This window comes from Zhongshania sp. (assembly GCF_029212375.1).
Taxonomy (GTDB): Bacteria; Pseudomonadota; Gammaproteobacteria; order Pseudomonadales; family Spongiibacteraceae; genus Spongiibacter.
This window is the reverse complement of sequence record NZ_JARGNU010000013.1, coordinates 1-24,363: the sequence shown is the minus strand read 5'-3', so window position 1 is coordinate 24,363 and position 24,363 is coordinate 1. Positions and strand designations below refer to the sequence as shown.

General features: G+C 51.6%; 24 protein-coding genes. 17 read left to right on the top strand and 7 right to left on the bottom strand.

All coding sequences use genetic code 11. From position 1 onward, the window contains the following. The first annotated feature begins 228 nt into the window (after nt 1-228). The 6 genes from P1U47_RS13320 (at nt 229) to P1U47_RS13295 (ending at nt 8,465) form a co-directional block, all read left to right on the top strand. The gene (locus tag P1U47_RS13320) at nt 229-1,536 is read left to right on the top strand and encodes a homoserine dehydrogenase (protein ID WP_301029543.1); all 1,308 of its coding nucleotides are present in this window, start codon (nt 229-231) and stop codon (nt 1,534-1,536) included. Between the two features lie 113 nt (nt 1,537-1,649). Next, nucleotides 1,650-3,047, top strand: coding sequence for a threonine synthase (gene thrC, locus P1U47_RS13315; protein ID WP_301029541.1), 1,398 nt, complete (start codon nt 1,650-1,652; stop codon nt 3,045-3,047). Nucleotides 3,048-3,063: 16 nt separating this feature from the next. Next, entirely contained in the window at nt 3,064-4,791 is a 1,728-nt protein-coding gene (gene recJ, locus P1U47_RS13310) for a single-stranded-DNA-specific exonuclease RecJ (RefSeq protein WP_301029540.1), read from the top strand. A gap of 104 nt (nt 4,792-4,895) precedes the next feature. Continuing rightward, nucleotides 4,896-5,994, top strand: a protein-coding gene (gene prfB, locus P1U47_RS13305) for a peptide chain release factor 2 (RefSeq protein WP_143829386.1) whose coding sequence is annotated in 2 segments (ribosomal slippage) — nt 4,896-4,970 and nt 4,972-5,994 — 1,098 coding nt in all. Because the reading frame shifts where the segments join, the coding sequence is not laid out codon by codon here. Nucleotides 5,995-6,156: 162 nt separating this feature from the next. Beyond that, the gene (lysS, locus tag P1U47_RS13300) at nt 6,157-7,653 is read left to right on the top strand and encodes a lysine--tRNA ligase (RefSeq protein WP_301029537.1); all 1,497 of its coding nucleotides are present in this window, start codon (nt 6,157-6,159) and stop codon (nt 7,651-7,653) included. Nucleotides 7,654-7,811: 158 nt separating this feature from the next. Continuing rightward, nucleotides 7,812-8,465 carry a Crp/Fnr family transcriptional regulator gene (locus P1U47_RS13295; protein ID WP_301029536.1) on the top strand — a complete coding sequence of 218 codons (654 nt, stop codon included), beginning with the start codon at nt 7,812-7,814 and terminating at the stop codon, nt 8,463-8,465. 81 nt (nt 8,466-8,546) lie between these two features. On the opposite strand, the gene P1U47_RS13290 is transcribed toward P1U47_RS13295, so the two are convergent. Together P1U47_RS13290 and P1U47_RS13285 are read right to left on the bottom strand one after the other, a co-directional pair. Beyond that, complete coding sequence (locus P1U47_RS13290; protein ID WP_301029534.1) at nt 8,547-9,155, bottom strand: outer membrane protein transport protein; 609 nt, start codon at nt 9,153-9,155, stop codon at nt 8,547-8,549. Then, nucleotides 9,128-9,835 (bottom strand): hypothetical protein, encoded by a 708-nt coding sequence (locus P1U47_RS13285; RefSeq protein ID WP_301029533.1) that lies wholly within the window; start codon nt 9,833-9,835, stop codon nt 9,128-9,130. Before P1U47_RS13285 ends, P1U47_RS13290 begins: the two co-directional genes overlap by 28 nt. A 137-nt stretch (nt 9,836-9,972) precedes the next feature. Here P1U47_RS13285 and P1U47_RS13280 point away from each other — a divergent pair, with 137 nt between their 5' ends. Further along, nucleotides 9,973-10,566 (top strand): TetR/AcrR family transcriptional regulator, encoded by a 594-nt coding sequence (locus tag P1U47_RS13280; protein WP_301029532.1) that lies wholly within the window; start codon nt 9,973-9,975, stop codon nt 10,564-10,566. 3 nt (nt 10,567-10,569) lie between these two features. Here the strand turns inward: P1U47_RS13280 and xseA are convergent, their stop codons facing one another. After that, nucleotides 10,570-11,913 carry an exodeoxyribonuclease VII large subunit gene (gene xseA, locus P1U47_RS13275; RefSeq protein ID WP_301029530.1) on the bottom strand — a complete coding sequence of 448 codons (1,344 nt, stop codon included), beginning with the start codon at nt 11,911-11,913 and terminating at the stop codon, nt 10,570-10,572. A 110-nt stretch (nt 11,914-12,023) separates the two neighbouring features. Between xseA and guaB the strand changes: the two genes are divergently transcribed. Continuing rightward, nucleotides 12,024-13,490: an IMP dehydrogenase gene (gene guaB, locus P1U47_RS13270; protein ID WP_301029529.1), complete on the top strand. Its 1,467-nt coding sequence runs from the start codon at nt 12,024-12,026 to the stop codon at nt 13,488-13,490. 105 nt (nt 13,491-13,595) lie between these two features. After that, nucleotides 13,596-15,179 carry a glutamine-hydrolyzing GMP synthase gene (gene guaA / locus P1U47_RS13265; RefSeq protein ID WP_301029527.1) on the top strand — a complete coding sequence of 528 codons (1,584 nt, stop codon included), beginning with the start codon at nt 13,596-13,598 and terminating at the stop codon, nt 15,177-15,179. 551 nt (nt 15,180-15,730) lie between these two features. On the opposite strand, the gene P1U47_RS13260 is transcribed toward guaA, so the two are convergent. The 3 genes from P1U47_RS13260 to P1U47_RS13250 form a co-directional block, all read right to left on the bottom strand. Then, nucleotides 15,731-16,192, bottom strand: coding sequence for a GNAT family N-acetyltransferase (locus tag P1U47_RS13260; protein WP_301029526.1), 462 nt, complete (start codon nt 16,190-16,192; stop codon nt 15,731-15,733). Further along, nucleotides 16,189-16,998, bottom strand: a complete 810-nt coding sequence (locus P1U47_RS13255) for a pyridoxamine 5'-phosphate oxidase family protein (RefSeq protein WP_301029524.1) — start codon at nt 16,996-16,998, stop codon at nt 16,189-16,191. Before P1U47_RS13255 ends, P1U47_RS13260 begins: the two co-directional genes overlap by 4 nt. Nucleotides 16,999-17,118: 120 nt before the next feature. Beyond that, nucleotides 17,119-17,520, bottom strand: coding sequence for a VOC family protein (locus tag P1U47_RS13250; protein WP_301029523.1), 402 nt, complete (start codon nt 17,518-17,520; stop codon nt 17,119-17,121). Nucleotides 17,521-17,533: 13 nt separating this feature from the next. On the opposite strand from P1U47_RS13250, the gene P1U47_RS13245 reads away from it, so the two are divergent. Further along, nucleotides 17,534-18,217, top strand: coding sequence for a TetR/AcrR family transcriptional regulator (locus P1U47_RS13245; RefSeq protein WP_301029521.1), 684 nt, complete (start codon nt 17,534-17,536; stop codon nt 18,215-18,217). A 138-nt stretch (nt 18,218-18,355) separates the two neighbouring features. On the opposite strand, the gene P1U47_RS13240 is transcribed toward P1U47_RS13245, so the two are convergent. Beyond that, the gene (locus P1U47_RS13240) at nt 18,356-19,294 is read right to left on the bottom strand and encodes an AraC family transcriptional regulator (protein WP_301029520.1); all 939 of its coding nucleotides are present in this window, start codon (nt 19,292-19,294) and stop codon (nt 18,356-18,358) included. Between the two features lie 277 nt (nt 19,295-19,571). Here P1U47_RS13240 and P1U47_RS13235 point away from each other — a divergent pair, with 277 nt between their 5' ends. The 7 genes from P1U47_RS13235 to P1U47_RS13205 all read left to right on the top strand — a co-directional run bounded on the left by P1U47_RS13235 (nt 19,572) and on the right by P1U47_RS13205 (nt 23,806). Then, nucleotides 19,572-20,153, top strand: a complete 582-nt coding sequence (locus tag P1U47_RS13235) for a hypothetical protein (protein ID WP_301029518.1) — start codon at nt 19,572-19,574, stop codon at nt 20,151-20,153. Nucleotides 20,154-20,273: 120 nt separating this feature from the next. Then, nucleotides 20,274-20,828 carry a carboxymuconolactone decarboxylase family protein gene (locus tag P1U47_RS13230; protein WP_301029517.1) on the top strand — a complete coding sequence of 185 codons (555 nt, stop codon included), beginning with the start codon at nt 20,274-20,276 and terminating at the stop codon, nt 20,826-20,828. A 35-nt stretch (nt 20,829-20,863) separates the two neighbouring features. Then, nucleotides 20,864-21,316 carry a YHS domain-containing (seleno)protein gene (locus P1U47_RS13225; RefSeq protein ID WP_301029516.1) on the top strand — a complete coding sequence of 151 codons (453 nt, stop codon included), beginning with the start codon at nt 20,864-20,866 and terminating at the stop codon, nt 21,314-21,316. Between the two features lie 87 nt (nt 21,317-21,403). After that, nucleotides 21,404-21,781 (top strand): DUF4383 domain-containing protein, encoded by a 378-nt coding sequence (locus P1U47_RS13220; protein ID WP_301029514.1) that lies wholly within the window; start codon nt 21,404-21,406, stop codon nt 21,779-21,781. 116 nt (nt 21,782-21,897) lie between these two features. After that, nucleotides 21,898-22,563 (top strand): glutathione S-transferase family protein, encoded by a 666-nt coding sequence (locus P1U47_RS13215; protein WP_301029512.1) that lies wholly within the window; start codon nt 21,898-21,900, stop codon nt 22,561-22,563. A gap of 66 nt (nt 22,564-22,629) precedes the next feature. Beyond that, a complete protein-coding gene (locus tag P1U47_RS13210) occupies nt 22,630-23,217 on the top strand; it encodes a uracil-DNA glycosylase family protein (RefSeq protein ID WP_301029511.1) in 588 nt (195 codons plus the stop codon). Nucleotides 23,218-23,275: 58 nt separating this feature from the next. Further along, nucleotides 23,276-23,806, top strand: coding sequence for a GNAT family N-acetyltransferase (locus P1U47_RS13205; RefSeq protein ID WP_301029509.1), 531 nt, complete (start codon nt 23,276-23,278; stop codon nt 23,804-23,806). Nucleotides 23,807-24,363: the final 557 nt, after the last annotated feature.

Below are 24,363 nucleotides of genomic sequence, written 5' to 3'. Positions count from 1 at the left end.
GCAGACGCGGCTTTTTTGTTTTTACACCCTTTAAAGGCAGCATTGTCGCGTCAAAGCGATATTGGGCGCGAATAAACTCATTTGAATCCCCCCAGACCATAGCCTTAGCGCCCCACCTTGACTAAAATGCACTCCTTTCGGCTTGGAATTTAACAGTTTCCGTGCCAGTCCCAGTATTGTCGGGTTTTTAGCGCCCGAGATATTGCCTGATGTTTTAAAGGAGCAATAGTGGATTCGGTCAAAGTAGGAATATGTGGTTTAGGAACCGTGGGCAGCGGTACGTTTGCGGTATTGAAGCGCAACGCGGCAGAAATCTCCGCTCGGGTTGGCGCCGACATCGTGGTGGCGCAAATTGGTTCGCGTCGCGACAATCCCAAATGCGACACCGGTGACGTGGCGATTAACCGCGACGTGTTTGCCGTGGCTGAAAACCCCGAAATCGATATTCTGGTTGAATTGATTGGCGGCACCACCGTTGCCAAAGAATTGGTTTTAAAAGCCATTGCCAATGGCAAGCATGTGGTTACCGCCAATAAAGCGCTGATCGCCGAGCACGGCAATGAGATTTTCGCCGCCGCAGCCGAGAAGGGCGTTACTGTTGCCTTTGAAGCTGCCGTCGCTGGTGGTATCCCCATCATTAAGGCCCTGCGCGAAGGTTTGGCGGGCAATAAAATTCAGTGGCTGGCCGGGATCATCAACGGCACCGGTAACTTTATCCTTTCTGAAATGCGCGAGAAGGGCCGCGACTTTGCCGATGTGTTGGCAGAAGCGCAGGAGCTGGGCTACGCAGAAGCTGATCCCACTTTTGACGTGGAGGGCATCGACGCCGCTCACAAGCTGGTTATCCTTGCCTCCTTGGCCTTTGGTATTCCATTACAGTTCGACAAGGTCTTCACTGAAGGCATTAGCCGTATTGCTCAAGAAGACGTGATCTATGCTGAAGAGCTTGGCTATCGCATCAAACATTTGGGTATCGCCCGTGACACCAGCGAAGGTATCGAGCTGCGGGTTCACCCGACCTTAATTCCTGAAAAGCGTCTGATCGCCAATGTAAACGGCGTTATGAACGCGGTGTTAGTGCAGTCAGATGCCGTTGGCCCTAGCCTGTATTACGGCGCTGGCGCCGGTGGTGAGCCGACCGCTTCTGCGGTGGTCGCAGACATTATCGATGTGGCGCGCACTTTAAGTTCTTCGCAAAGCAGCCGCGTACCGTATTTGTCATTCAAAACTGAGTCACTCAGCGCCCATCCGATACTGCCCATCGACGCTGTAGAAACCGCTTACTATCTGCGCATGGCGGCAGTGGACAAGCCCGGTGTACTGTCTAAAGTCGCCCAGATCCTCAGCGACGGCGGCATCAGCATTGAAGCCCTGATCCAGAAAGAACCCGCTGACGGCGCGAACTTGGTGCCGATGATTATCCTGACCAACCGCACCATTGAAGCCAAACTGTCTGCAGCGGTAAGCCAGATCGAAGGTTTGGAAAGCATTGTGGGCGAAGTGACTCGGATAAGAGTGGAGTCATTGGCGGGTTAAGGCCGCTTTACGCGGCACGGGAGACGGGAGACGCCAGTGCGGCTTTTGCGTCTCCCGTCTCCCATCAAGCGTTTAACTACTATAATTTAACGAACATTGAGAGCTAAAAGCACGTGAAATACATCAGCACCCGCGGCAAAGCGCCCGCCCTGAATTTTGAAGACGTTCTGCTGACAGGCCTCGCGCCAGACGGCGGCTTGTATGTGCCCGAGTCTTTGCCCAAGTACAGCAAAGCGCAGATTGCGTCGTGGGCGTCCTTGTCGTATACCGATTTAGCCTTTCAAATTATTCAGCCCTTTGTTGGCGGCTGTATTCCCGATGATGATCTTAAAGCGATTATTGACGATACCTATGTGGATTTTCGCCACCCCGCGATTGCGCCGCTGGTGCAGTTAGATCGCAACGAGTGGGTGTTGGAATTATTCCAAGGGCCGACCTTGGCCTTTAAAGATTTTGCCCTGCAAATGCTGGGTCGCTTGCTGGATTACGTGCTTGAGCGTCGTCAGCAGAAAGTCGTCATTATGGGCGCGACCTCCGGTGACACGGGTTCTGCGGCGATTCAAGGCTGCAAGCGCTGCACGAATATCGACATTTTTATTCTGCACCCTTATCAGCGGGTATCAGAAGTGCAGCGCCGCCAGATGACCACCGTGGTGGGCGAGAACATCCACAATATCGCGGTGCGCGGCCATTTCGATCACTGCCAAGCCATGGTTAAGGCCAGCTTTGCTGATCAGAGTTTCCTGCCGGAAGGTCGTCAGTTGGTTGCGGTTAACTCGATTAACTGGGCGCGGATTATGGCCCAGATCGTTTACTATTTTTACGCGGCCTACGCCGTTGGCGCGCCAGATCGCGCAGTGAGTTTCTCGGTGCCTACCGGTAACTTTGGTGACATCTATGCCGGTTATTTGGCTAAGTGTATGGGCCTGCCCATCGAGCAGTTGGTGGTAGCAACCAACCAAAACGATATTCTGCACCGTTTTATCAGCGGCAATAAATTTGAGAAGCACGAGCTGCAGCACACCTTGTCGCCGAGCATGGACATTGTGGTATCGAGTAACTTCGAGCGTATGTTGTTCGACTGTTACGATCGCGATGGCGCCGCCATTGACGACTTAATGACGCGCATGAACACCGAGACAGTTTCGATTCCAGATGCCGCTTTCGCTAAAGTGCGCGGCCTGTTCGACAGCTACGGCGTTAACGACGAAGAAACCGTGGCCATGATTGCCTCGGTTTACGAGAATAATGAGTATCTGCTCGATCCTCATTCCGCGATTGGTGTTAAAGCTGCCCGCGAATGCCGTCGCAATACCTCTACGCCAATGATTACCTTGGCCACGGCGCATCCGGCCAAATTCCCAGAAGCGGTGATGAAAGCGGGTTACCCCTCGGCGCCAGCATTGCCACACCATATGAGCGATCTCTTTGATTTGGCCGAGCGCTATGAGGTCGTCGACAATAAGCTGGAAGACGTGCACGCAATGATTGCCGCGAATATTCGCGCATGATCTGTTCCTCGATTACGTGAGCGATTTTCCCAAGATAATCCTTCGTGAACCCGCCGCCGCAGAATTTTCTGCGGCGGTGCCGACCCTTCTGCAAAGACTCTACGCCAGCCGTGGCCTGTCTCGCGATGCCGATCTGGAATCTGGCTTAGAGCATTTACCCAAGCCAGAAATGAAAGGCATGAGTGATGCTTGCACCTTGCTCGCCAATGCTTTGGAAAAGCAACATCGCTTATTGATTGTTGGCGATTTTGACTGCGACGGCGCTACTAGCACCAGTCTTGCGGTATTGGGTTTACGCGCCTTGGGCGCGGCGAATGTCGATTATTTAGTGCCCAACCGCTTTGAATACGGCTATGGCCTTACCCCTGAGATTGTTGCGGTAGCGGCTGAGCGCCAGCCAGATTTAATTATTACCGTGGATAACGGCATTTCCAGTATCGACGGCGTCGCCGCCGCGGCAAAGCTGGGCATTCCAGTATTGGTCACCGATCACCACTTGCCTGGCGATTCACTGCCCCAAGCCGCCGCGATTGTGAATCCCAATCAGCACGGCTGCCCCTTTGCTGGTAAATCATTGGCTGGGGTAGGGGTGATGTTCTATGTGCTGCTGGCATTGCGTAGTGAATTGCAGCAGCGGGGCTGGTTTAGCGCCGAAAGGGCAAAGCCTAACTTGGCCGAGTTCCTGGATTTGGTCGCCCTCGGCACTGTGGCCGATGTGGTGCCGCTGGAGCAGCTAAACCGCATTTTGGTTGAACAGGGCTTGCGCCGTATTCGCGCGGGCCGCTGTCGTCTGGGCATACAGGCTTTGTTGCGGGTTGCGGGTAAAGAATCTGGCCGCTTGGTCGCCTCAGACATGGGTTTTGCCATTGGCCCGCGTTTAAACGCGGCGGGCCGCTTAGACGATATGAGTTTGGGTATTCGCTGCTTGCTTACTGAAGATGCCGATACCGCGCTGAGTTTGGCCGCCGAGCTAGACGACTTAAACCGCGAGCGTCGCTCGATAGAGCAAAGCATGAAAGACGACGCGATGCGGGTATTGGCGCATTTGCAGCTCGATCCCACAGCGGTGCCGAACGGGATATGTCTTTACGATCCCACATGGCACCAAGGCGTAGTGGGTATCCTCGCCTCGCGTATTAAAGACCGCTACCACCGTCCGGTAATTGCCTTTGCTGATGCCGATGGTGATGAAATAAAAGGCTCGGCGCGTTCGATTCCCGGTCTGCACATGCGTGACGCACTGGACTTAATCGCCAAGCGCAATCCCGGTTTGCTCAATAAATTTGGTGGCCACGCCATGGCGGCGGGCATGAGTTTGGCCAAGGCAGATTACAGTCGTTTTGCTGAGGCCTTTGACGCCATTGTGGCGGAGCTAACTAGCCCAGAGCAATTAACTGCCGCGGTGTATAGCGACGGTGAATTGACTGCTGAGGATTTGTCTTTAGAGCGGGCTGAATTGCTGCGCGGCGCCGGCCCTTGGGGGCAGAACTTTCCTGAGCCGCTGTTTCACGGTCGTTTTCGGTTAGTGCAGCAGCGTATTGTCGGCGCGCGGCATCTGAAAATGGTGTTGGCATCGGAGCAGGGCGGCGAGCAAATTTTTGATGCCATCGCCTTTAATATTGATACCGATGTGTGGCCGAGTCCCGATACGGAATACGTCGAGCTAGTGTATAAGCTCGACAGCAATCTGTTTCGCGAGCGCCTGTCTTTGCAGCTTATGGTCGAGCATCTGCGCCCGTTGTGAGCTCCTTAATCGCCCCTTGTGAGTAATTGCCCCCACGATGCTTTGCGGGAGCTGGCGCATCAGGTAAAATGCCGCCCTTTCCACGTGATACCGGATAATCTTCAATGTTAGAAGTCAACGCGATACGTCAGTCCCTAAAAAGCATGAGCGAAAGAACCGACGTGCTTCGGGGGTATCTTTGACTACGCTAACAAGAAAGAGCGTTTATTTGAGGTAGAGCTGGAACTGGGCGACCCTAAAGTATGGGACGACGCCAAGCGCGCCCAAGAGCTGGGGCGCGAGCGCGCCGCGCTCGAAGCGGTGGTGGCAACCATCGATGAATTAGACAGCGGCGTGTCCGATTGCAAAGAGCTTTTGGACATGGCGGTTGAAGAGGGTGACGAAGACACCATCAGCGGTATGCAGGTCGATGTCGACCGCTTAGAAGCCTCCCTAGGTGCCCTTGAATTCCGCCGCATGTTCTCTGGCGAGATGGACCCAAACAATTGCTATCTGGATATTCAGTCTGGTTCTGGCGGCACCGAGGCGCAGGACTGGGCCAATATGGTGTTGCGCATGTATTTGCGCTGGGCAGAAGCCAAGGGCTTCAAAGCTGAATTGGTGGAACTGTCAGACGGTGAAGTGGCGGGCATTAAAAGCGCGACTATTCATATTCAAGGCGAATATGCCTTCGGTTGGCTGCGCACCGAGACAGGTGTGCATCGCCTAGTACGGAAATCGCCTTTCGATTCGGGAAATCGTCGTCACACCTCGTTCTGTTCGGTCTTTATATCGCCAGAGATTGACGACGATATCGAAATTGATATCAATCCATCTGACGTGCGTACCGATACTTATCGGGCCAGCGGCGCCGGTGGGCAGCACATTAACAAAACCGACTCGGCGGTACGTTTAACCCACGTGCCGACGAATATTGTGGTGCAGTGCCAAAACCAGCGCTCGCAACATCAAAACCGTGACAGCGCGTGGAAAATGCTAAAAGCAAAACTTTACGAACTGGAAATGCAAAAGCGCAATAGCGCCGCGCAAGAGCTGGAAGACAGTAAGTCGGATATCGGCTGGGGCAGCCAAATTCGTTCCTACGTATTAGACGATCAGCGCATTAAAGATTTGCGTACCAATGTGCAAACCAGTAATTGCAATGCGGTGTTAGATGGCGATTTGGATCAGTTTATTGAAGCAAGTCTTAAATTTGGCCTTTAGCAGGCCAAGTCGGGTGTCGGAAGTCTGACGTCTGACGAGTAGTTCGCACAAGTGTTAAGTATGGCGCTGAGATCGGCGCCTAGTTTTTAAATACAAATAAGCAGCGCGCTGCTTTTAATACGTCCGACGTCAGACCTCCGACGCCCGACCCAGGAACTTAAAATGTCTGAGAATCACAACGAAGTAGAACAGGTCCAGGAAGAGAATCGCTTAATCGCCGAGCGTCGCGCCAAGTTGAGCGCGATTCGCGAAAAACGCAATGCCTTCCCTAATCACTTTCGTCGTGAAGACTACGCTCAGCGTTTGCAAGATGAATTAGGTGCTAAAGACAAAGAAGAGCTTGAGGCCCTTGGGCGTCAGGCGAGTATCGCTGGCCGCATTATGGCCAAACGTGGGCCGTTTATGGTGCTGCAAGATATGACCGGCCGTATTCAGGTTTATGTCGATAAAAAGCAGTTTCCCCAAGAACTGGCTGACGAGATTAAAACTTGGGACATTGGCGATATTATTTCTGCCACTGGCCCAGTGCACAAGTCGGGCAAAGGCGATCTGTATGTGAACATGACCGAGACTTCGCTGCTGACCAAATCATTGCGACCACTGCCGGATAAATTTCACGGCCTAACTGATCAGGAAATTCGCTACCGTCAGCGCTATGTCGATTTGATCATGAATGAATCCTCGCGTCGCACCTTCGCGATTCGCTCAAAAATGATCAGCTCTATCCGTAATTTCTTGCAGCAAAAAGATTTTGTAGAAGTTGAAACCCCAATGATGCAGGTCATTCCGGGTGGAGCCAGCGCACGTCCCTTTGTGACTCACCACAATGCTTTGAGTATGGATATGTATTTGCGTATCGCGCCTGAGTTATACCTGAAGCGTTTGGTTGTTGGCGGTATTGAGCGGGTGTTTGAAATTAACCGTAACTTCCGCAACGAGGGCCTTTCTACTCGGCACAATCCAGAATTCACCATGATCGAATTCTACCAAGCCTATGCCGATTACAAAGACATGATGGACTTGACCGAAGCCATGCTGCGCAATACCGCGCAGGAAGTTTTGGGCACCACGGTTATTAACTACCAAGGCAGCGAATACGATTTCGGTAAGCCATTTACCCGCTTGTCAGTGTTTGATTCTGTGCTGCAATACAACCCCGAAATCACTGCTGAACAGCTCAGTGATATGGCCCAGGCCACTGCGATTGCCGTAAAACTTGGTGTTAAAGTTAAAGATACTTGGGGCCTGGGTAAAATCCAGATCGAAATTTTTGAAGAGACTGTTGAGCACAAGCTTGATCAGCCGACCTTTATCACCGAATACCCCACCGAAGTCTCGCCACTGGCGCGCCGCAGCGACGGCAATCCCTTTGTGACCGACCGCTTTGAATTCTTTGTCGGCGGCCGCGAACTGGCTAACGGCTTCTCCGAGCTTAATGACCCAGAAGATCAGGCTGAGCGCTTTATGGCGCAAGTTGCCGAGAAAGACGGCGGCGACGACGAAGCCATGCACTACGACGCCGACTACATCGCTGCGCTGGAATACGGCCTACCACCAACAGCGGGTGAAGGTATCGGTATCGACCGCCTGGTGATGCTGTTCACCGACTCGCCCTCGATTCGCGATGTGTTGTTGTTTCCGCATATGCGGCCTGAATAGGTCTGATGTCGGAAGTCTGGTGTCGGACGTGTGCAGAGTGCGTATTTAGGCGTCAGACATCCGACTTCCGACATCTAGCGTAAACCCCGCCTAGACAGCCACTTACGCAACTATGCTATAGTGGCCTCCACGTTTTATCGTCCTTGGGGAATGTGGTAATGAGTATCGAAAACGTCGATTTATTTGACGGCCTGATGCCGGAAGAAATTCAAATTTTGCGCGACACCAGTGTGTTGCGGGACTTCGCCAAAAACACGGTTTTGATTCACGAGGGCGATGTCGCAGACTCCCTGTACGTAGTGGAATCCGGCCGCGTTAAAGTGTATTGCAGCGATAAAAGCGGCAAAGACTTTGTGCTGAATATCCTTGAAGATGGCGACTATTTTGGCGAATTAGCCCTGTTGGATGACGACAAGCGCTCGGCCTCGGTACGCGCGATGGAAGCCACCAAGGTACGTATTGTTTATAAAGAAGATTTTAAAGCTATTCTGGATATGCATCCAAATATCACCCGTATTCTCAATAAAAACTTAACCCGCCGTATTCGTAAGCTCACCAACGATGTGAAAAGTTTGGCCCTGCAAGACGTGTATGGCCGCGTAGTTAAAGTGCTAACAAATCTGGCTCAGCCTGCCGGTGACGACGGCAGTATGCGCATTGAAGAAAAACTCACTCAGCAAGAGATTGCGGATCGGGTTGGGTCATCGCGGGAAATGGTAGCGCGTATTCTTAAAGACCTCACTATTGGCGAGTACATCGATGTTGATGGTCGCCACATTGTTATTAAACGCAAACTCCCCGAAAGTTATTAATCTTCCATCAACATAGCTAGTATTCGCTATGTTGTATTTTAAGTGCGGCGCGTGGCAACAGCGCCGTACTTTTAAAAAATTCTACCAGTTATACGTCACGCCTACCGCTACAGAATAAGCGCTAAAGGCCTCTTGCGCCTCTCTGCCTAAGGGTAATTGAGTATTGGTATATTGGCGTTTAAGTTTTGCCATATAGGTACCGGTCAATGACGTTTTCCAATGTTGGTCTAGCTCGTGGTTTAAGCCAGCACTAAAGTGCCATTTGGCAATTAGATTGTTTAGCGGTGATTCATGGCCATGTTTTATAACATTGCCGACGTGGTTCACACCGGCTAAGAATTGAGTTTTATCATTTAATTGGTATTTGCTGCCGACCGAACTTGAGTATTGATCTTGCCCGCCAAAATCAGTATTAATTTTTATTTTGTCTGGCGCGCCATTGGTCTGTGCTCCTGATAATTGGGTTGTGACCGTGCCAAGGGCTTTGCTCCAGCGATACCAATTAAGGTCGGCGCCCAAACTAAGCTTCGGGGTGATTTTCCATGCAAGACCAATTCCTAATTCACTAGGTAGTGATAAGCCGTCAATTTTGGCAGAGGTGTATTTAACCCGCCCTAGGCCCATAGCGTCGAAGTTTACTACCGCATTGCCGTCCTCTAGCACTAACTCGGTGTCGGAGCCGTAGGCCACAATTGGTCGTTGAGGTCGTACTGTATGCCGGCGCGCCAAGCATAGCTGACGCCGCTCATGTTTTTAATATCGAGACCGGGGAAACCACTGCTCGCATCAGAGGTGTTTGGAAACACCTCTTGCTCTGCTTCTGAGTAGTTTATTGAGCCACTAAATCCCACGCGCAACTTGTCGCTAATATTCCACGCAATGGCTGGTGCAAGTCGAAATACCCCAAATAGCGCAGTAAGGTCGTCGCTATTTCCAAAGGCGGTGTTAAGGTTTTTGTATTCGTAGCCAACCCCACCTTGGGCAAAAAGCCCTAGCCCAACAGTAATATCGGAGCGGCTTGCAAGTGGGGTAGACCACGCGCCACTGACGAGTAAGCCGCGATCGATACCGGAGCGATCGTCGTTGCCCAGTGAGTCTGCGTGACGGATGCCATTCATGCCAAAGCCTTCAATAGCCGTGCTAAATTGCGCGGATTTTGATTTTGCGATGCCGGCAGTATTGTTGTTTATGCTCAGTGGGTCGTTGGAAAAAGCCATGTCGGTGCCGGCCATGGCATTGGAGTCGGCGCCAAAGCCGAGCGGAAGAACGCCTATGCCGGCCCAGCTTTGACTGGGTAAGGTGGCGGCAAGTAAGACCACAACGCGACAGCGTAAATTGTGTGTAATGTGGCTTTTCAGTGGTGTGCGCAAGGGAATTCCTTATTTTTATAATGTACCAATCGGTATGTTTTGCGATAATATACCGGATGGTATGTTGTTGCAATGATTTACCTGCGTAATTAGCTTGGGTATAAAGTCTGTGCAAATAATGAATTAGAGATAGTGAGATGGCAGTAGGTGAGGTGGGTGGCAAGCGCGAACGAACGCGGGCAATGATATTGCTGTGCAGTGCGCAGCAGTTTGCAAAGCATGGTTATAACGGCGTGAGTATGGATTTGTTGGCAAAAGCAGCAAAGCTTACGAAGGGCGCTTTGTATGATCATTTTAAGGGTAAAGATGATGTTTACGTGCAAAGCACGTCTACGTATTTGGAGACCGCGCTGAAAAAAATAAAGCCGGTGCATGGCGAGGAGACGGTTAGTGCTGAAGAGGCCTTGTTTTCCTATCTGGGGAAATTCCTCGATTTAATCCACAGCGATTTAGTCTTGCGGCGCTTAATGCTGCGCTTGGTGACGGAATCGACGAGTAGCACGGTTCAAGAAATTGCGCGCAAAGCGCTTGCTGAGCCGTTTCATTATACGGTTGATTTATTATCGACCTACCGCCCAGAGGTTGACGCCCAAGAATGCGTTTATTCCTTTTACTGCAATGCAATATTACGGGAAGACCTAACAAGTATTATGGGCGTGCTAAGCCCAAATAAAACAGCGCAAACTAGCACCCATACCTTGTTAAGCCATTTTCGTAAAACACTGGCTTAGGCGTTATTTACTAACGATAAGCGCCGCGGTGCCGTTGGCGAATTTTGCGTTTAGCTGCTCGCCATTGTTCAGGGTGTCGGCGTCGCGGACGATACCACCACTTTGATCGCTAATAATGGCATAGCCCCGATTTAAAGTTTGCTCGGGGCCCAAGGCTCTGAGCTGCTGCTCCATGTTTTTTAAGGCAATTCGCGGCTGTTGCAGTCGCAGTTTTATGGCGTGTTGCATCCTGCTGCGCAGCGCATTGAGTTCTCTGTGTTTACTTTTTAGCTGACGCTCAGGATTGAGCAGTGCTAGCTGTTGGTTGGCAGCGGTGAGGCGCTGCTGGCGGCGGCGCTGGCTTTGCTGCCACTGGCGTTGCAGGCGCAGCTCTAAATCGTCTAGGCGCTGGCTTTGCTCGCGGAGCTGGCTGCGCGGGTCGCGAACGCGGCGGCTTAAAGACAGTAACTGCTCCTGCCAGCGTCGCAGCCGCAATTGCTGGGCTTTGGTGAGCCGGCCTTTGAGTAAATGGAGCTTAGATACTAGCTCAGCTTGGTCTGGGCTGAGCAGCTCGGCCGCCGCAGACGGGGTGGCGGCGCGAATATCGGCAACAAAGTCGCTAATGCTGAAATCGACTTCGTGGCCCACGGCGCTAATTACTGGGAGTTCAGAGTCGTGAATGGCGGCGGCGACAATGTGTTCATTAAACGGCCATAAATCTTCTAATGAGCCACCGCCGCGAGAAACCAGAATCACGTCAAAGTCTTGCTGTTTGGTGCGCGCCCAGTGGTTGGCTTGGGCAATGGCATTGGCGATTTGTCCCGCAGCATTATTCCCCTGTACCAGCACCGGCAACACACTGATCTGCATAGCGGGCCAGCGGCGTTTAAACACCGATAAAATATCGTGAATAGCCGCGCCAGTGGGGGAGGTGACCACTGCAACGTGTTTGATAATTGTTGGTAGCGGCTTTTTGTGGTCGGGGTCGAACCAGCCTGCGGCCAGCAGTTCTTGCTTGAGCTTTTCAAAGGCCAAGGCTAGCGCACCAGCGCCGGCGGGCTGCATGCTGTCGACAATAAGCTGGTAGTCGCCGCGGCCTTCATAAAGGCTAACCTTGCCGCGCACGCTCACTTGCTGGCCTGGCTCGGGGGTGAAATTGACCCGTATATTCTTACCCTTAAAAAAGGCGCAGCGGATTTGGGCACGGTCGTCTTTTAGGGTGAAATACCAGTGGCCGGAGCTGGGGCGCGACAAAGTCGACAGTTCGCCGGTTACATTAACCTGTGCAAAGCAGTCTTCGAGTAATTGTTTTGCCAAACCGTTTAATTGGCTGACAGTAAGGGGTTGTGGCGGTTCTTGTGTAGTCATGGCGCTATTGTAGCAAGATATAGGGGTTTGTTCGCCAAGAATCGGTTTACTAAGCGCCGCCCATCGCTTAAAATTGCGAGGATTCTAGCCACCGGCATTGGAATCTATTTATGCTACGTATTGCCCAAGAAGCACTCACCTTTGATGATGTTCTTCTGCTCCCAGGTTACTCCGAGGTTACCGCTAAAGACGTTAGCCTAAAAACTCAGCTGACTCGTAATATCTCGCTGAATATTCCCCTTGTGTCCGCCGCAATGGATACCGTCACTGAAAGCGCGCTGGCCATTGCCCTCGCTCAGGAAGGTGGTATTGGCATTATTCACAAGAGCATGACCATTGCTCAGCAAGCCCAAGAAGTGCGCGCGGTTAAAAAGCACGAAAGCGGCATTGTTAAAGACCCAATTACCATAGAGGCCAGCGCGCCACTCAGCGAATTGTTTGAGCTGCGCCGCCGTCACAAAATCTCCGGCGTTCCGGTACTCGATAAAGGCGAGCTAGTTGGTATTGTCACCAGCCGCGACGTGCGCTTTCAAGAAGAACTAAACGTTCCTGTCTCTAGCATGATGACCCCCAAAGAAAAACTGGTCACCGTTAAAGAGGGCGTAGATATGGCGGTGGCAAGAGAGCTGCTGCACCGTCACCGCATTGAAAAAGTCTTGGTGGTCAATGACGAATTTAAATTGACCGGCATGATCACCGTTAAAGACATGAACAATGCCCAGACTTACCCCCACGCCTGCAAAGACAGCTCAGGTCAATTGCGGGTTGGCGCCTCAGTTGGCACTAGCGCCGACACCGACGACCGCGTTGCCGCACTGGTTGCCGCTGGTGTAGATGTATTGGTGGTTGACACTGCGCACGGCCATTCCATGAATGTATTAAATCGGGTGCGCTGGATTAAAGAGAACTACCCTCAGGTTGACGTGATCGGCGGTAATATTGCGACTGGCGCGGCGGCATTGGCGTTACTCGAAGCTGGCGCCGATGCGGTAAAAGTCGGCATCGGCCCTGGCTCAATTTGTACTACTCGGATTGTGACTGGCGTGGGTGTTCCGCAAATTAGCGCTATTGCTAACGTTGCAGCCGCCCTTAAAGGCACCGGCGTACCGCTCATCGCCGATGGCGGTATTCGCTTTTCTGGTGATTTGTCTAAGGCCGTGGTTGCCGGTGCAAACTGCATTATGATGGGCTCGATGTTCGCTGGCACCGAAGAGGCGCCAGGTGAGGTCGAGCTATTCCAAGGCCGTACCTACAAATCCTATCGCGGTATGGGTTCATTGGGCGCAATGACCAAAACCCAAGGTTCCAGCGATCGCTATTTCCAAAGTGCCGACGACGGCGCAGAGAAACTCGTGCCCGAGGGCATTGAAGGCCGCGTTGCCTACAAAGGCCCGCTGGCCGCGATTGTTCACCAGTTAATGGGCGGCTTGCGTTCAGCAATGGGTTATACCGGTAGTCTCGATATTGAAGCTATGCGTAACAACCCAGAGTTTGTACGGGTGACCTCGGCGGGTATGAATGAAAGCCATGTACACGACGTGAGCATTACCAAAGAAGCGCCTAACTACCCTACCTAGGGGCTAATGGCCGTTATTTTTTTGAATTAACAAACCCGCTACCGCAGCGGGTTTGCTGTTTTATTTATGTTCACATTTGCCGTGAACCTTGTTGAGAGAATTGCCGTGTCAATCCCAGATATCCACGCCCACCGTATATTGATTCTAGATTTTGGCTCTCAGTACACCCAGCTGATTGCACGGCGTATTCGTGAAATTGGCGTGTATTGCGAAATCCGCGCCTTTGATATTGACGATGCAGATATCCAAGAATTCAAACCCTCAGGCTTTATTTTGGCGGGTGGGCCTGAGTCGGTAACGGTAGCTGGTTCGCCACGAGCGCCACAATTGGTATTCGAACTGGGTGTGCCGGTATTGGGCATTTGCTACGGCATGCAGACCATGGCCGAGCAAATGGGCGGCAAAGTCGAAGGCTCGCCAGTTCACGAATTTGGCTATGCCCAAATCAAACTGGAAACCGCTGGCGCGCTAACCGCCGATATTGCTGACCATATCGACAGTAAAGACGGCAAGGCGTTACTTGATGTGTGGATGAGCCACGGTGACAAGGTTATTCGCCTGCCCGAAGGCTTTGAAGTTTTGGCCTCTACACCATCGTGCCCAATTGCGGCAATGCAGTGCGAAGCCAAGAAATTCTATGGTGTGCAGTTTCACCCCGAAGTGACTCACACTCTGCAAGGCCAGCGTATATTCGAACATTTTGTGCTGAAACTCTGCGGCTGCGAAGCACTGTGGACACCCGCCAATATTGTTGAAGACGCCATTGCCAAAGTGCGCGCCCAAGTCGGCGATCAAAAAGTATTGCTGGGTCTTTCCGGCGGCGTAGACAGTTCAGTAGTGGCAGCCTTATTGCACAAGGCCATTGGCACCCAGCTTACTTGCGTGTTTGTTGATAACGGCCTGCTTCGTAAAAACGAAGGCGATCAGGTGATGGAAATGTTCGCCAAAAACATGGGCGTGAAAGTGATTCGCGTCGATGCCGAAGAAGCGTTTCTAAGCAAGCTGGCCGGCGAAGCCGACCCAGAGAAAAAACGTAAATCCATCGGCAATACTTTTATCGAAATTTTCGATCAAGAAGCCACCACCCTCAAGGATGTTAACTTCCTTGCACAGGGCACAATTTACCCCGACGTGATTGAATCTGCCGCCTCAAAAACCGGCAAAGCCCACGTCATAAAATCTCACCACAATGTCGGCGGCCTGCCAGACGATATGGCGATGGACTTGGTAGAACCACTGCGTGAACTCTTTAAAGACGAAGTGCGCCGCATTGGTTTAGAGCTAGGCCTGCCTTACGATATGGTCTATCGCCATCCTTTCCCTGGTCCAGGTTTGGGTGTGCGGATTTTAGGCGAAGTGAAAAAAGAATATGCCGATATTCTTCGCGAAGCCGACGCCATCTTCTTAGAAGAGCTGCACCGCGCCGACTGGTACCACAAAACCAGCCAAGCCTTTGCCGTGTTCCTGCCGGTGAAATCGGTTGGTGTAGTAGGGGACGCCCGCCGCTATGAATACGTGATTGCACTGCGCGCTGTAGAGACCATCGACTTCATGACCGCGCGCTGGGCGCACCTACCTTACGAGCTGCTAGAGACAGTTTCAAACCGCATTATCAACGAGATAAAACAAGTTTCACGCGTAGCCTATGATGTAAGCAGCAAGCCACCAGCGACCATTGAGTGGGAGTGACGGAAATTTGTAACCCATTGAAATATAGAAATAAAATAACTCCAATTGATAATATAATCTGTATCATCAACTGCATTTCTCATGGTATGAGTGAGGGTAGCAAGGCAGAAAGAGTTTGCACCATGAGAGGCATATTAATGCTGGCATGGTATCAAGGAATCTGAACTGCGCACGGTCTGGAACAATCGGGAAACCTGGTATACCAGTACAGCTTCAATTTGCTTTACCTTTTCCACGCTGGTCGAATCCCATGAAAATTGCATGGTATAGCCCATCTGCTATTGCGCCGTTTCGCGTCATAGCAGAGAGCCACGCGAGTGGCGATTTCTCACCGTTATGGGCAGGGCAAAACACGACAGGGTGTAAAGAGGTTTCGGCAGGAGAGTTAACCAGGCAACTGGCGGGGCGATTGAAGAGTGCTTTGGGAGAGTTGCGTAATGGGCTGTGCTGATTGGTGATCACATCGAGCAGGGGCTATTGTAAAAAGACGATTGCAAAAAGAATGTCGCTCAACCCCCGATAAATATACCGCTTATTCCTGGAGCAAAAAGTTATTCCACCGCCAGCGTATATGTCGTAAACCTGTTCCCGAGTATTTGGCTTTCGTGCATGCTTTGTGCAATTTTCTTGAGGAATTTATATTCCGGTCGGGTATGGAGGAAATGAATGGATACCGTTTTATGCCCCAGCTCTTTTGCCCAGGTCATGAGGTCACGGAATATTCTTCGTCCCAGTCCCCAGTGACTGTCATCCAACACAACGGCGATTTCATATTCGCCACTGTCGTGCTGTATACCGCACCAGCCGATACAGTGACCATCAACCATAATGGCTCGCACTCGACAGCCGGGAGTCGCATCCATTTCGATTTTTGTCTTGATCCATAATTGTAACGATTCCCTGTCAAAGCGTTGGTGACTCACCAAATGAGACCGGATTCTTTTCTTGTTTAACAGGGATAATAACGGGTCGGGATTGACCTGATTTAATACTCTATATTCAATCGAGCTCATATCGCATTACCCATTGATTCCCAGCGATAGGGAAGGGCATTGTGGATAACATAGCCCTCCTTTAGTGACAATCGAATCATTCTGTCGTGGTCTCCGCAAAGGATTGGATCCTCCGTTTCCCAGATTACCTCGGCGGTCATGGTCAGGGTGATGATGTTTCCTCCTTGAAAATCTAGAAAGAGCAAACCGGCCCGGGGGTCAACCGTCAGGTTGCCAATCGTGTTGAAAAACGAATTGCCAGGATAATCGGGGATGATTAGTCGATGATGATCGTCAAAGCCAAGGAATCCGGGCTGGCCTCCGCGATGGGAAACATCCATGCCGGAGCTTTTGTCAGCGCGCTCGCTTGAATAGACGCTGGCAATAAAGCAGGTATCGGCCCTGGTAATGACGTCTTGCAACTCGCTACTCCAGTTGTTGAAGCATTCGGTAGTGATTTTGCCCTCGCGCGGTTGGGCTTGTAGCCGACGTGGCTGAATATACTGGGGGCAATTACCGAAACTCTGTTGAACATCGATAGTGACCTGATTCTGGTCCTTTTTGACAACAATGCCGTTCAGTCGGTTGCGGCGACGCGTTTCAAGGTCAATACCGAGCAATCCCAGCTGACAGCTAACTTGCAGGTGCGGAAGAATCGTCTCCGAATAATAGCTTGATGCATCAATAATGAGTTGTTGGGAGGAGGGTGACCGGATAAAACCAGGATCGCCGAATAGCGGGCTGGCCCAGACGTGACAGTCTTTATCTTCACTGCCGAGAATTACCATGGGGAGGCTGGCGAAGAATTCCCGGTGCTGTTCCGGCATGTAGTTCCGTATCAGTCTCGGCCCGAGGCGGGACATTTTTTCCTGTACACCGGCACGGGTTTGTACGCTCAGTTCACCGGGGTGCCAGGTATCTTGTGTATGACTATTCAAAGTGCAGTCTCAGCCGGTGGTAATAAACTCGACCCTGATGCCTCCCGGTATGGTGCACATCATATGCATGATATCGGTTTGTCCCAGGGGTTCAGGTTTGAATTCAATATCAACGCCAGCCAGACCTTCAAGCCTGTTGTGCAGTACCTCCAGAGCCTTGTGATCTGCGACCCTGAGTGCAAAATGATGCAGCCCAATATTGTGGTGACGGTCAAAAGAAACCGTCGGGTTATCGCTCTTGGCCTGCCAGAGCGTCAACATGATTGTGCCGTCGCTGACAAATATCGCCGGATAATCCGGCTTTTCGCCGACGACTTTAAAACCTACTCGATCGCAAAAGAATCCGCATGTGTCGTGGATGTCTTTTACCGTTAGTCCCAGGTGGTGAATGCCTTGAGTACTTTGGTGCATGGGTATCCCTCCGATGATAAAGTTCAAGAGGGTGAACAATTCTGTTCACTCTGGGCGCAGGTTAGGTGAACAGATCTGTTCATGTCAAGCTTTTTTCTGTATCCTGTCGTTGCTTTTATCCTCCAGGAAAACACCGACCATGCAGCCGCGCAAACAACATTTGATGGATACCGCCTATCGGCTTTTCAATGAATATGGTTACCACGCTACCGGTATTGACCGGATACTGGCTGAATCCGGGGTTTCAAAGGCGACCCTGTATAAACACTTTCGTACCAAGGACGAGCTGGTCGTTGCGGTCTTACAACAACGGCATGAGCAATTGATACAGGCAGTTGGCGAGGCCATTGAACAAGCCAGAACCGTTGGAAAGTCATCGACATTGGCGATCTTTGATGTATTGGACCCGTGGTTTCACAGCGATCACTTTTCTGGCTGCAATTTTATCAATGCCAGCGCTGAATATGCTGAACAAACACATGCGATTTACATGCTGGCCGCTGAACATAAAGCCGCGATTCAGGACTTGATCGAAAACAGCCTGATGGAGATTTCTGGCCGGCGGCAAAGACAGTTAATGGCCGAGCAGCTGGCACTGCTGGTCGATGGTGCCATTGTGCGCGCGCATACCCGTGGTGATCGCGATGCCGCGCTGCTCGCCAAGAAAATGGCGAAGCAGTTGTTGAGTTCACGGTAAGCCGTCTTACCGGTAGTGCTGACCGGTTTTCCGAGCACCCAATCACTTAAGTAAGCGCCGCCATTCTCATCAGACCCTGAGCAAGGTGAGCGACGTCGGCAGAATCTGGTTTGGGCGCATGTGCCACCAGGCACCGGGTCAGGCGGCTGCAGCGGCCTTATGCTTGCGACGATACTCGCCGGGCCTGACATCGAATTGCCGCTTGAAGGCGAGGCTGAAAGCAGCTTCGGATTTATAGCCAACATTTTCCGCAATGGCCGGCAATGAGTCATTGGTGTCGACCAAGAGGCGAGCCGCTATCTGCATGCGGACAAAAATAACGTATTGCAGGGGTGTCATATTCGCGAGCTCTGTGAATCGATTGGAAAAGGCCGAGCGCGACATGTTGGCAATGCGGCCCAGGGATTCGACACTCCAGTCCGCGGCCGGATCACTGTGGATCTCGGAAAGGACCCGGCTGACTCTCGGGTCGGTAAAGGCTGAAAGGAAAGGAATTGGCTTACTGGCTGAGGCCAGAGTGGCCCGAATGACCTGGATAAAAATAATTTCCGACAGGCGGTCAATAATGGCATTGGCGCCGGGGTCCAGGTTGGCCGCTTCATGGGCGATAAAACCGATGACGCAGTCCAGCCATTTGGAGTTGTAGCTTTGGTCTCCGGTAACCTTGAGTAGCAGTGGCAGGTTATCCAGCAGGGGATGATTTTCTCGGTCATCGAAAGCAAATTCGCCGCAGACCAGGCAGCAGCCGGCGCCGCCACCGCCATAGACCAACGGCCCGCTGCCGGGATAGGCGATTGCCTCAAACACGTCTGCCAGATCGGTTGGGGGCGTCTCCTGGGAATCCGCGAGGATATGGCTGGCACCATGGGCAATAATCACCAGGTCGCCGTTGGCCATAAACACGTCCTCGTCCTGCCCGTCGATTCGCAGCCAGCATTGACCACGAATAGCGATATGGAATCGCGCCACGCGACCCTTGGGGGGAACCTGAATTCCCCAGGGCGCCGTCAGTTCGGTGCGGAAGTAGAGGCTGCTTTTCAGGCGCAGGGTATTGAGAATATCGGTTAATGCGTCCATTAAAATAAAATACGATTTAGTGTGATTGAAGGGCTATTAAGTATGGTTCGTGCGAGATACTGCTGAAATCATACACTCTTTTATGCCGTGTGCAATGTGGTCTGCCATTTTGTACGGGTGATGTTGTTAAAAAGGAGTGCCACATTTTATGCATCTGTCGGATTTTCAGGTCTCCAGCAAGCTAGCCTATTAGGTGGGTTGCTACGAAGACCGACGGCTTCAGTCGGCCCCCTCATCATTTAAGGCCCATGTGGGACGGTTTGTTTGTGGGGACGTGGTGCTGGTCGTCAAAAGCTACGACCACGCTCATCCGCTTTTGCGCGCGACGGTGTGCCGTATTTTGCTGAGCAGGGAGATCAAGGCCCTGGAGCGGTTGCAGGGCGTGCCCGGTGTGCCTGAATTCTATGGTCGCCACGGTAGGTATGGTTTGGCGATGGCGGTCATAAACGGCCGCCACCCTGATCGGCGCGATCTTGGGGGGTGGGCAGGCATCGACAGTCAGCTGGCACGAAGTGTGTCCCTGTTACATCAACGCGGCGTGACCCACAATGACTTGCGCTTGCGCAATATAATAATAGACACCCGGGGCAAGTTGTATCTAATCGACTACGCATCGGTCCATTTCAGGCCGAAGGGGAGAGGGCCTTTGTCTCTTCTCGGCAAGTTCCTTTTTTCCAAACTGGTATTGACTGACAGGGCAAAGGTGCTTCGTTTGCGCATGCAGTTTGCGGTCGCGCAAGATCCGCCGAGCGCCGAAGAATTGCAGTTGTTGTCGCGGGCCAACCGCCTGCGTGTGTGCACCCGGTTATGGAAGCGCTATGTGGCGCCGCTGCTCAGCAATAAATTTAATCGTGTATAAAAAAATACGAATAAGTATTTAATAAGGTTTTTTCGATATTAATAAACTCTCTCTGTTAGGTGATTATATTTCCGGAGATCAATATCGGTCTCCTTATCAGATGACGAGAGGAATTTTGAAATGGCACGAATACAACCAGTCCAACCAGAACAGGCCAGTGACGCTGCGCGAAAGTTGCTGGACGCAGTTAAGCGCCAGCTGGGACTTGTCCCGAATATCTTCAAGACGCTCGCCCAGTCGCCGGCGGTGCTTGATGCCTATCTGAAACAGATGTCGGCCCTGGCTTCCGGTGACCTTGACCCGAAGTTACGTGAGCAGATTGCCCTGGTCGCAGCAGGTAAAAACCAGTGCGACTACTGCGCTTCTGCCCATACGCTTCTGGGTAAGGGGGCGGGGGTTGCGGAGTCCGAGCTGGCCAACAACCTGAAGGCGCAATCGACTGATACCACTACCCAGGCGGCATTGTCCTTTGCTGCTGCCATCGTGGATCAGCGGGGTCGTGTCGCCGATAGTGAATTGGCGGCTGTCAGGCAGGCCGGTTTTTCCGATGGCCAGATCGTCGAGATTATCGCCGTTACCTGCATGAATATTTTCACCAACTACTTCAATCATATCGCCGATACGGAGGTCGATTTCCCACTGGTTTCGACATCTTCCCTGAGTCGGGCGGTTTAGTTTAATTTTTGAGATTTAAGACGAGGTTTAAGACAATGAAAATCAAACACACATTACTCGCCGTGATTGCTCTGCTGGGTATCTCCTTTGGGGCGATGGCCGGCGATTATCTCCACAGCGCGCCTGCCGTACAGGGTTACGACGTGGTGTCCTACCATACCGGCAAGCGGCCCCTGCGAGGCAACGGTAATTTTGTTGCCGAGCATGCAGGTGCAACCTATCTGTTCTCCAGCAAAGCCAATCAGCAGCAGTTTATGGCGAACCCGGAAAAATATGTACCGGCATTCGGTGGCTACTGCGCATTCGGCGTATCGGTGGGTAAAAAGTTTATTGGTGACCCGGAGGTCTGGCGTGTAGTCGATGGCACGCTGTACCTCAATCTGGATGCAGGGATTCAGGACGAGTGGTTGAAAGACGTGCCTGGGCGTATCAAGACGGCCAATACAACCTGGAAAAAAATCAAGGACAAATCGCCAGCGTCGCTTTAATCGAGCGGTCAGCACGTTACTCGGGCGATAAATATGGCGGGACGATGTCCCGTCATATTCACCAATCATTCAATAAGGAGTTTTGGTATGTTCAATAGTCGCAATGTTGCCCTGGCATTGGGCTTCACATTCATTGCAGTTACCGTGTTGGGTTTTATACCTAATCCCCTGGTATCCCCCCATGGCCTGTTTGCGGTGAACCTGGCGCACAATCTGGTTCACCTGATAACCGGGTTGGGCTTTATCGTCAGTGCCCTGGTATTTGCTGGCCGTGAAGACCGGGTGATCAAAGTCATCGGTGGGTTGTATTTCCTGGTCGCGATCATCGGATTTTTCACCAGGGGCGATATGTTGCTTGGGATAATCCATATCAACCAGGCGGATCGCTGGCTGCATCTCGGATTGGCGGTGGCGATACTTTTTGCCGGATACCTTTTTCGTCCGGAAACGGATCGAGTCGCTTGAAAATAAGTGGTTTTCGTAGCGTAAGCCCCGTGATTCACGGCAATATTTGCATTGGGTGAGAGGTTTTTCATGGGGCCAAGTCAAAAACTATTCACACAATGGCAGAGGTATATCCTATGAACCATTCGTTGACCTTGGTCAGTCATGCGCTGTGTCCCTATGTCCAGCGCGTGGCGATAGTCATGGAGGAGAAGCATATAGATCATCGGCGGAGGGATGTCGATCTCGCCAATAAGCCGCTATGGTTCTTGGAGATTTCCCCGCTGGGAAAAACACCGGTCCTGGATGTGGGAGGACGGGCGTTGTTTGAATCCGCAGTGATTTGTGAGTATCTGGAAGAAGCCTTCCCTCGCGCCCTGCACCCGGAAGATCCATTGGCGAGGGCGCAGCATCGATCCTGGATGGAATTCAGTTCCAGTATTTTAAACAACATAGCGGGATTTTATTCGGCGCCCGATAACGCGGTGTTGAGCCAAAAGCGTGATGCGCTGGCCCTTCAGTTTCAACGCCTGGAAAGCGAACTATCTTCCGCGCCTTATTTCTCCTGTGACAGGTTTTCCATGGTGGACGCATTCTTCGCGCCGGTTTTTCGTTATTTCGATGTATTCGAGCAGATCGATGAGTTCGGTTTTTTCGAGCACTGTCCAAAGGTGCTTGAATGGAGGCGACATTTGGCAGCACGGGAGTCAGTGCGAATGGCCGTCATGCCGGACTATCCAGCTCGGCTGTATAATTTTCTACGGAATAAAAATACCGCGCTGAGTTTGAAAATAGCAAGTTAATAACGAGATCGATGTGGTTGTGATCAATGCTTCCCGAACTAAAGAAATGACTCTCAGGAATCCCAGGTGACTGACTTTCAGCTGGTCGACGTCCTCAATGACGCGCGAAACTGCGAGTTGTGTGCTAGGCATTTGCCGCATTCCCCTCGACCTGTTGTCCGGGCAGCTGAGGGAGCGCGCCTGTTGATTATCGGTCAAGCCCCGGGAGCACGGGTGCATGCGAGTGGAATCCCCTGGGATGACCCCAGTGGTGAGCGGCTGAGAGATTGGTTGGGTGTAAGCCAGGAGATTTTTTACGACGAAAGCCAAGTGGCGATTGTGCCCATGGGGTTTTGTTATCCGGGCAAGGGACGTTCGGGCGACCTGCCGCCGCGCCCGGAATGCGCACCCCGGTGGCATGCCGAATTACTGGCCTGTCTGCCAGAGATCCAGTTGACGCTCCTGATCGGTCAATACGCACAGCAATATTATTTGGCTAGCAGAAGCAGAACCTTGACCGATACGGTGAAGAATTGGCGTAAGCATTTGCCTGAATATTTTGCCTTGCCGCATCCTTCGCCACGCAATTATACCTGGCTGGCGCGTAACCTCTGGTTTGCGAGGGATGTTCTGCCAGAACTGAAGCGCTTAACAAAAAAATGTCTGAATCAGTAGTGCCGGTGGTGTGTGGCAGATTTTGAATGAGCAGCCAGAAATACTGAAATAGTGTTTTATGAATCAATACACGATTGAAAAAGCGCGGGAAGAAGACCTTGTAAAGTTGGCGTCTATCGAGCGTTCTGCCGCCAGGCTGTTTCCCGACCATGTTATTACACCTGAAGAAAGGGTGAGTGTGGTGCCGCTGGGGCAACTGGTTGAAGCCATGCAACAGGGGCGTCTTTGGGTCGCACTGACACAGGAGCAGCAACCGGTCGGCTTTATCATTGTTGTGCGGGAGGCCGACACCGCGTTTATTGTGGAAGTTGACGTGCTGCCTGAGCATCAAGTTCGGGGCCTGGGACGAGCACTGATTCAAAGAGTCGTGTGCTGGGCGCGGAAAGAAGGCTTGCCGCGAGTGACGTTGACAACATTTAGCGATGTTCCCTGGAATGCTCCGTTCTATGAACGGCTTGGATTTTGTCGGATTGATAGAAGTCAATTAACGGTGGAGCTCGCTAGAAAGCTTGACGACGAAAAACACAGAGGGCTGCGTGGGCGTATTGCGATGGAGCTTCATATTGAATCGATGCTGACAAGAAAATAATAGTTCAGGGTGGCCACAGAAAATGATCGAGAGATAAACCATTTATTTGTGCTTGGTATGTAACATCAGTTGGTAGACAGAGTTTAATCACCCGACACCACTGCTGCATAAAACTTAGTAATTGGATATGATTTTGGGAGCCTTCATTGCGCGTCGATAGTCGTTGATCGAGCCACTCAGCAATAAGAATTGAAAAATATTAGGAAATTTCTGAGCATGGTATTTTTCATGGTATTGGATAAATGTATAAAAATAACTATATGAAATTAAAGAGAAAAAATTGCTTATTTACAATAGAATGGGAGTAACTCAATTTGCATAACTCCCTAAATTGGGGCTGGGGTAGAATGGCGGCTTTTGTAAGTCTGGCATGACTGTGTTTTTACGGGGGTGTGAATGCAAAATTACGTCATTCTACCGCACCCCCTATTTAGTCACTCTGAACTTGATTCAGAATTCAGTACACCACCTAAGCCGTTCACGGTTACCCCACCAGATACCGGTGTTCTGGTCAACAAAACCGGACACATTAATTTGCTAATTTCTCATACTGAACC

Coding starts and splice junctions, on each gene's coding strand:
- lysS (WP_301029537.1), top strand. CDS start 6,157: ATGTCTGAGAATCACAACGAAGTAGAACAGGTCCAGGAAGAGAATCGC.
- P1U47_RS13295 (WP_301029536.1), top strand. CDS start 7,812: ATGAGTATCGAAAACGTCGATTTATTTGACGGCCTGATGCCGGAAGAA.
- P1U47_RS13280 (WP_301029532.1), top strand. CDS start 9,973: ATGGCAGTAGGTGAGGTGGGTGGCAAGCGCGAACGAACGCGGGCAATG.
- xseA (WP_301029530.1), bottom strand. CDS start 11,913: ATGACTACACAAGAACCGCCACAACCCCTTACTGTCAGCCAATTAAAC.
- guaB (WP_301029529.1), top strand. CDS start 12,024: ATGCTACGTATTGCCCAAGAAGCACTCACCTTTGATGATGTTCTTCTG.
- P1U47_RS13260 (WP_301029526.1), bottom strand. CDS start 16,192: ATGAGCTCGATTGAATATAGAGTATTAAATCAGGTCAATCCCGACCCG.
- P1U47_RS13255 (WP_301029524.1), bottom strand. CDS start 16,998: ATGCCGGAACAGCACCGGGAATTCTTCGCCAGCCTCCCCATGGTAATT.
- P1U47_RS13250 (WP_301029523.1), bottom strand. CDS start 17,520: ATGCACCAAAGTACTCAAGGCATTCACCACCTGGGACTAACGGTAAAA.
- P1U47_RS13245 (WP_301029521.1), top strand. CDS start 17,534: ATGATAAAGTTCAAGAGGGTGAACAATTCTGTTCACTCTGGGCGCAGG.
- P1U47_RS13240 (WP_301029520.1), bottom strand. CDS start 19,294: ATGGACGCATTAACCGATATTCTCAATACCCTGCGCCTGAAAAGCAGC.
- P1U47_RS13230 (WP_301029517.1), top strand. CDS start 20,274: ATGGCACGAATACAACCAGTCCAACCAGAACAGGCCAGTGACGCTGCG.
- P1U47_RS13225 (WP_301029516.1), top strand. CDS start 20,864: ATGAAAATCAAACACACATTACTCGCCGTGATTGCTCTGCTGGGTATC.
- P1U47_RS13220 (WP_301029514.1), top strand. CDS start 21,404: ATGTTCAATAGTCGCAATGTTGCCCTGGCATTGGGCTTCACATTCATT.
- P1U47_RS13215 (WP_301029512.1), top strand. CDS start 21,898: ATGAACCATTCGTTGACCTTGGTCAGTCATGCGCTGTGTCCCTATGTC.
- P1U47_RS13205 (WP_301029509.1), top strand. CDS start 23,276: ATGAATCAATACACGATTGAAAAAGCGCGGGAAGAAGACCTTGTAAAG.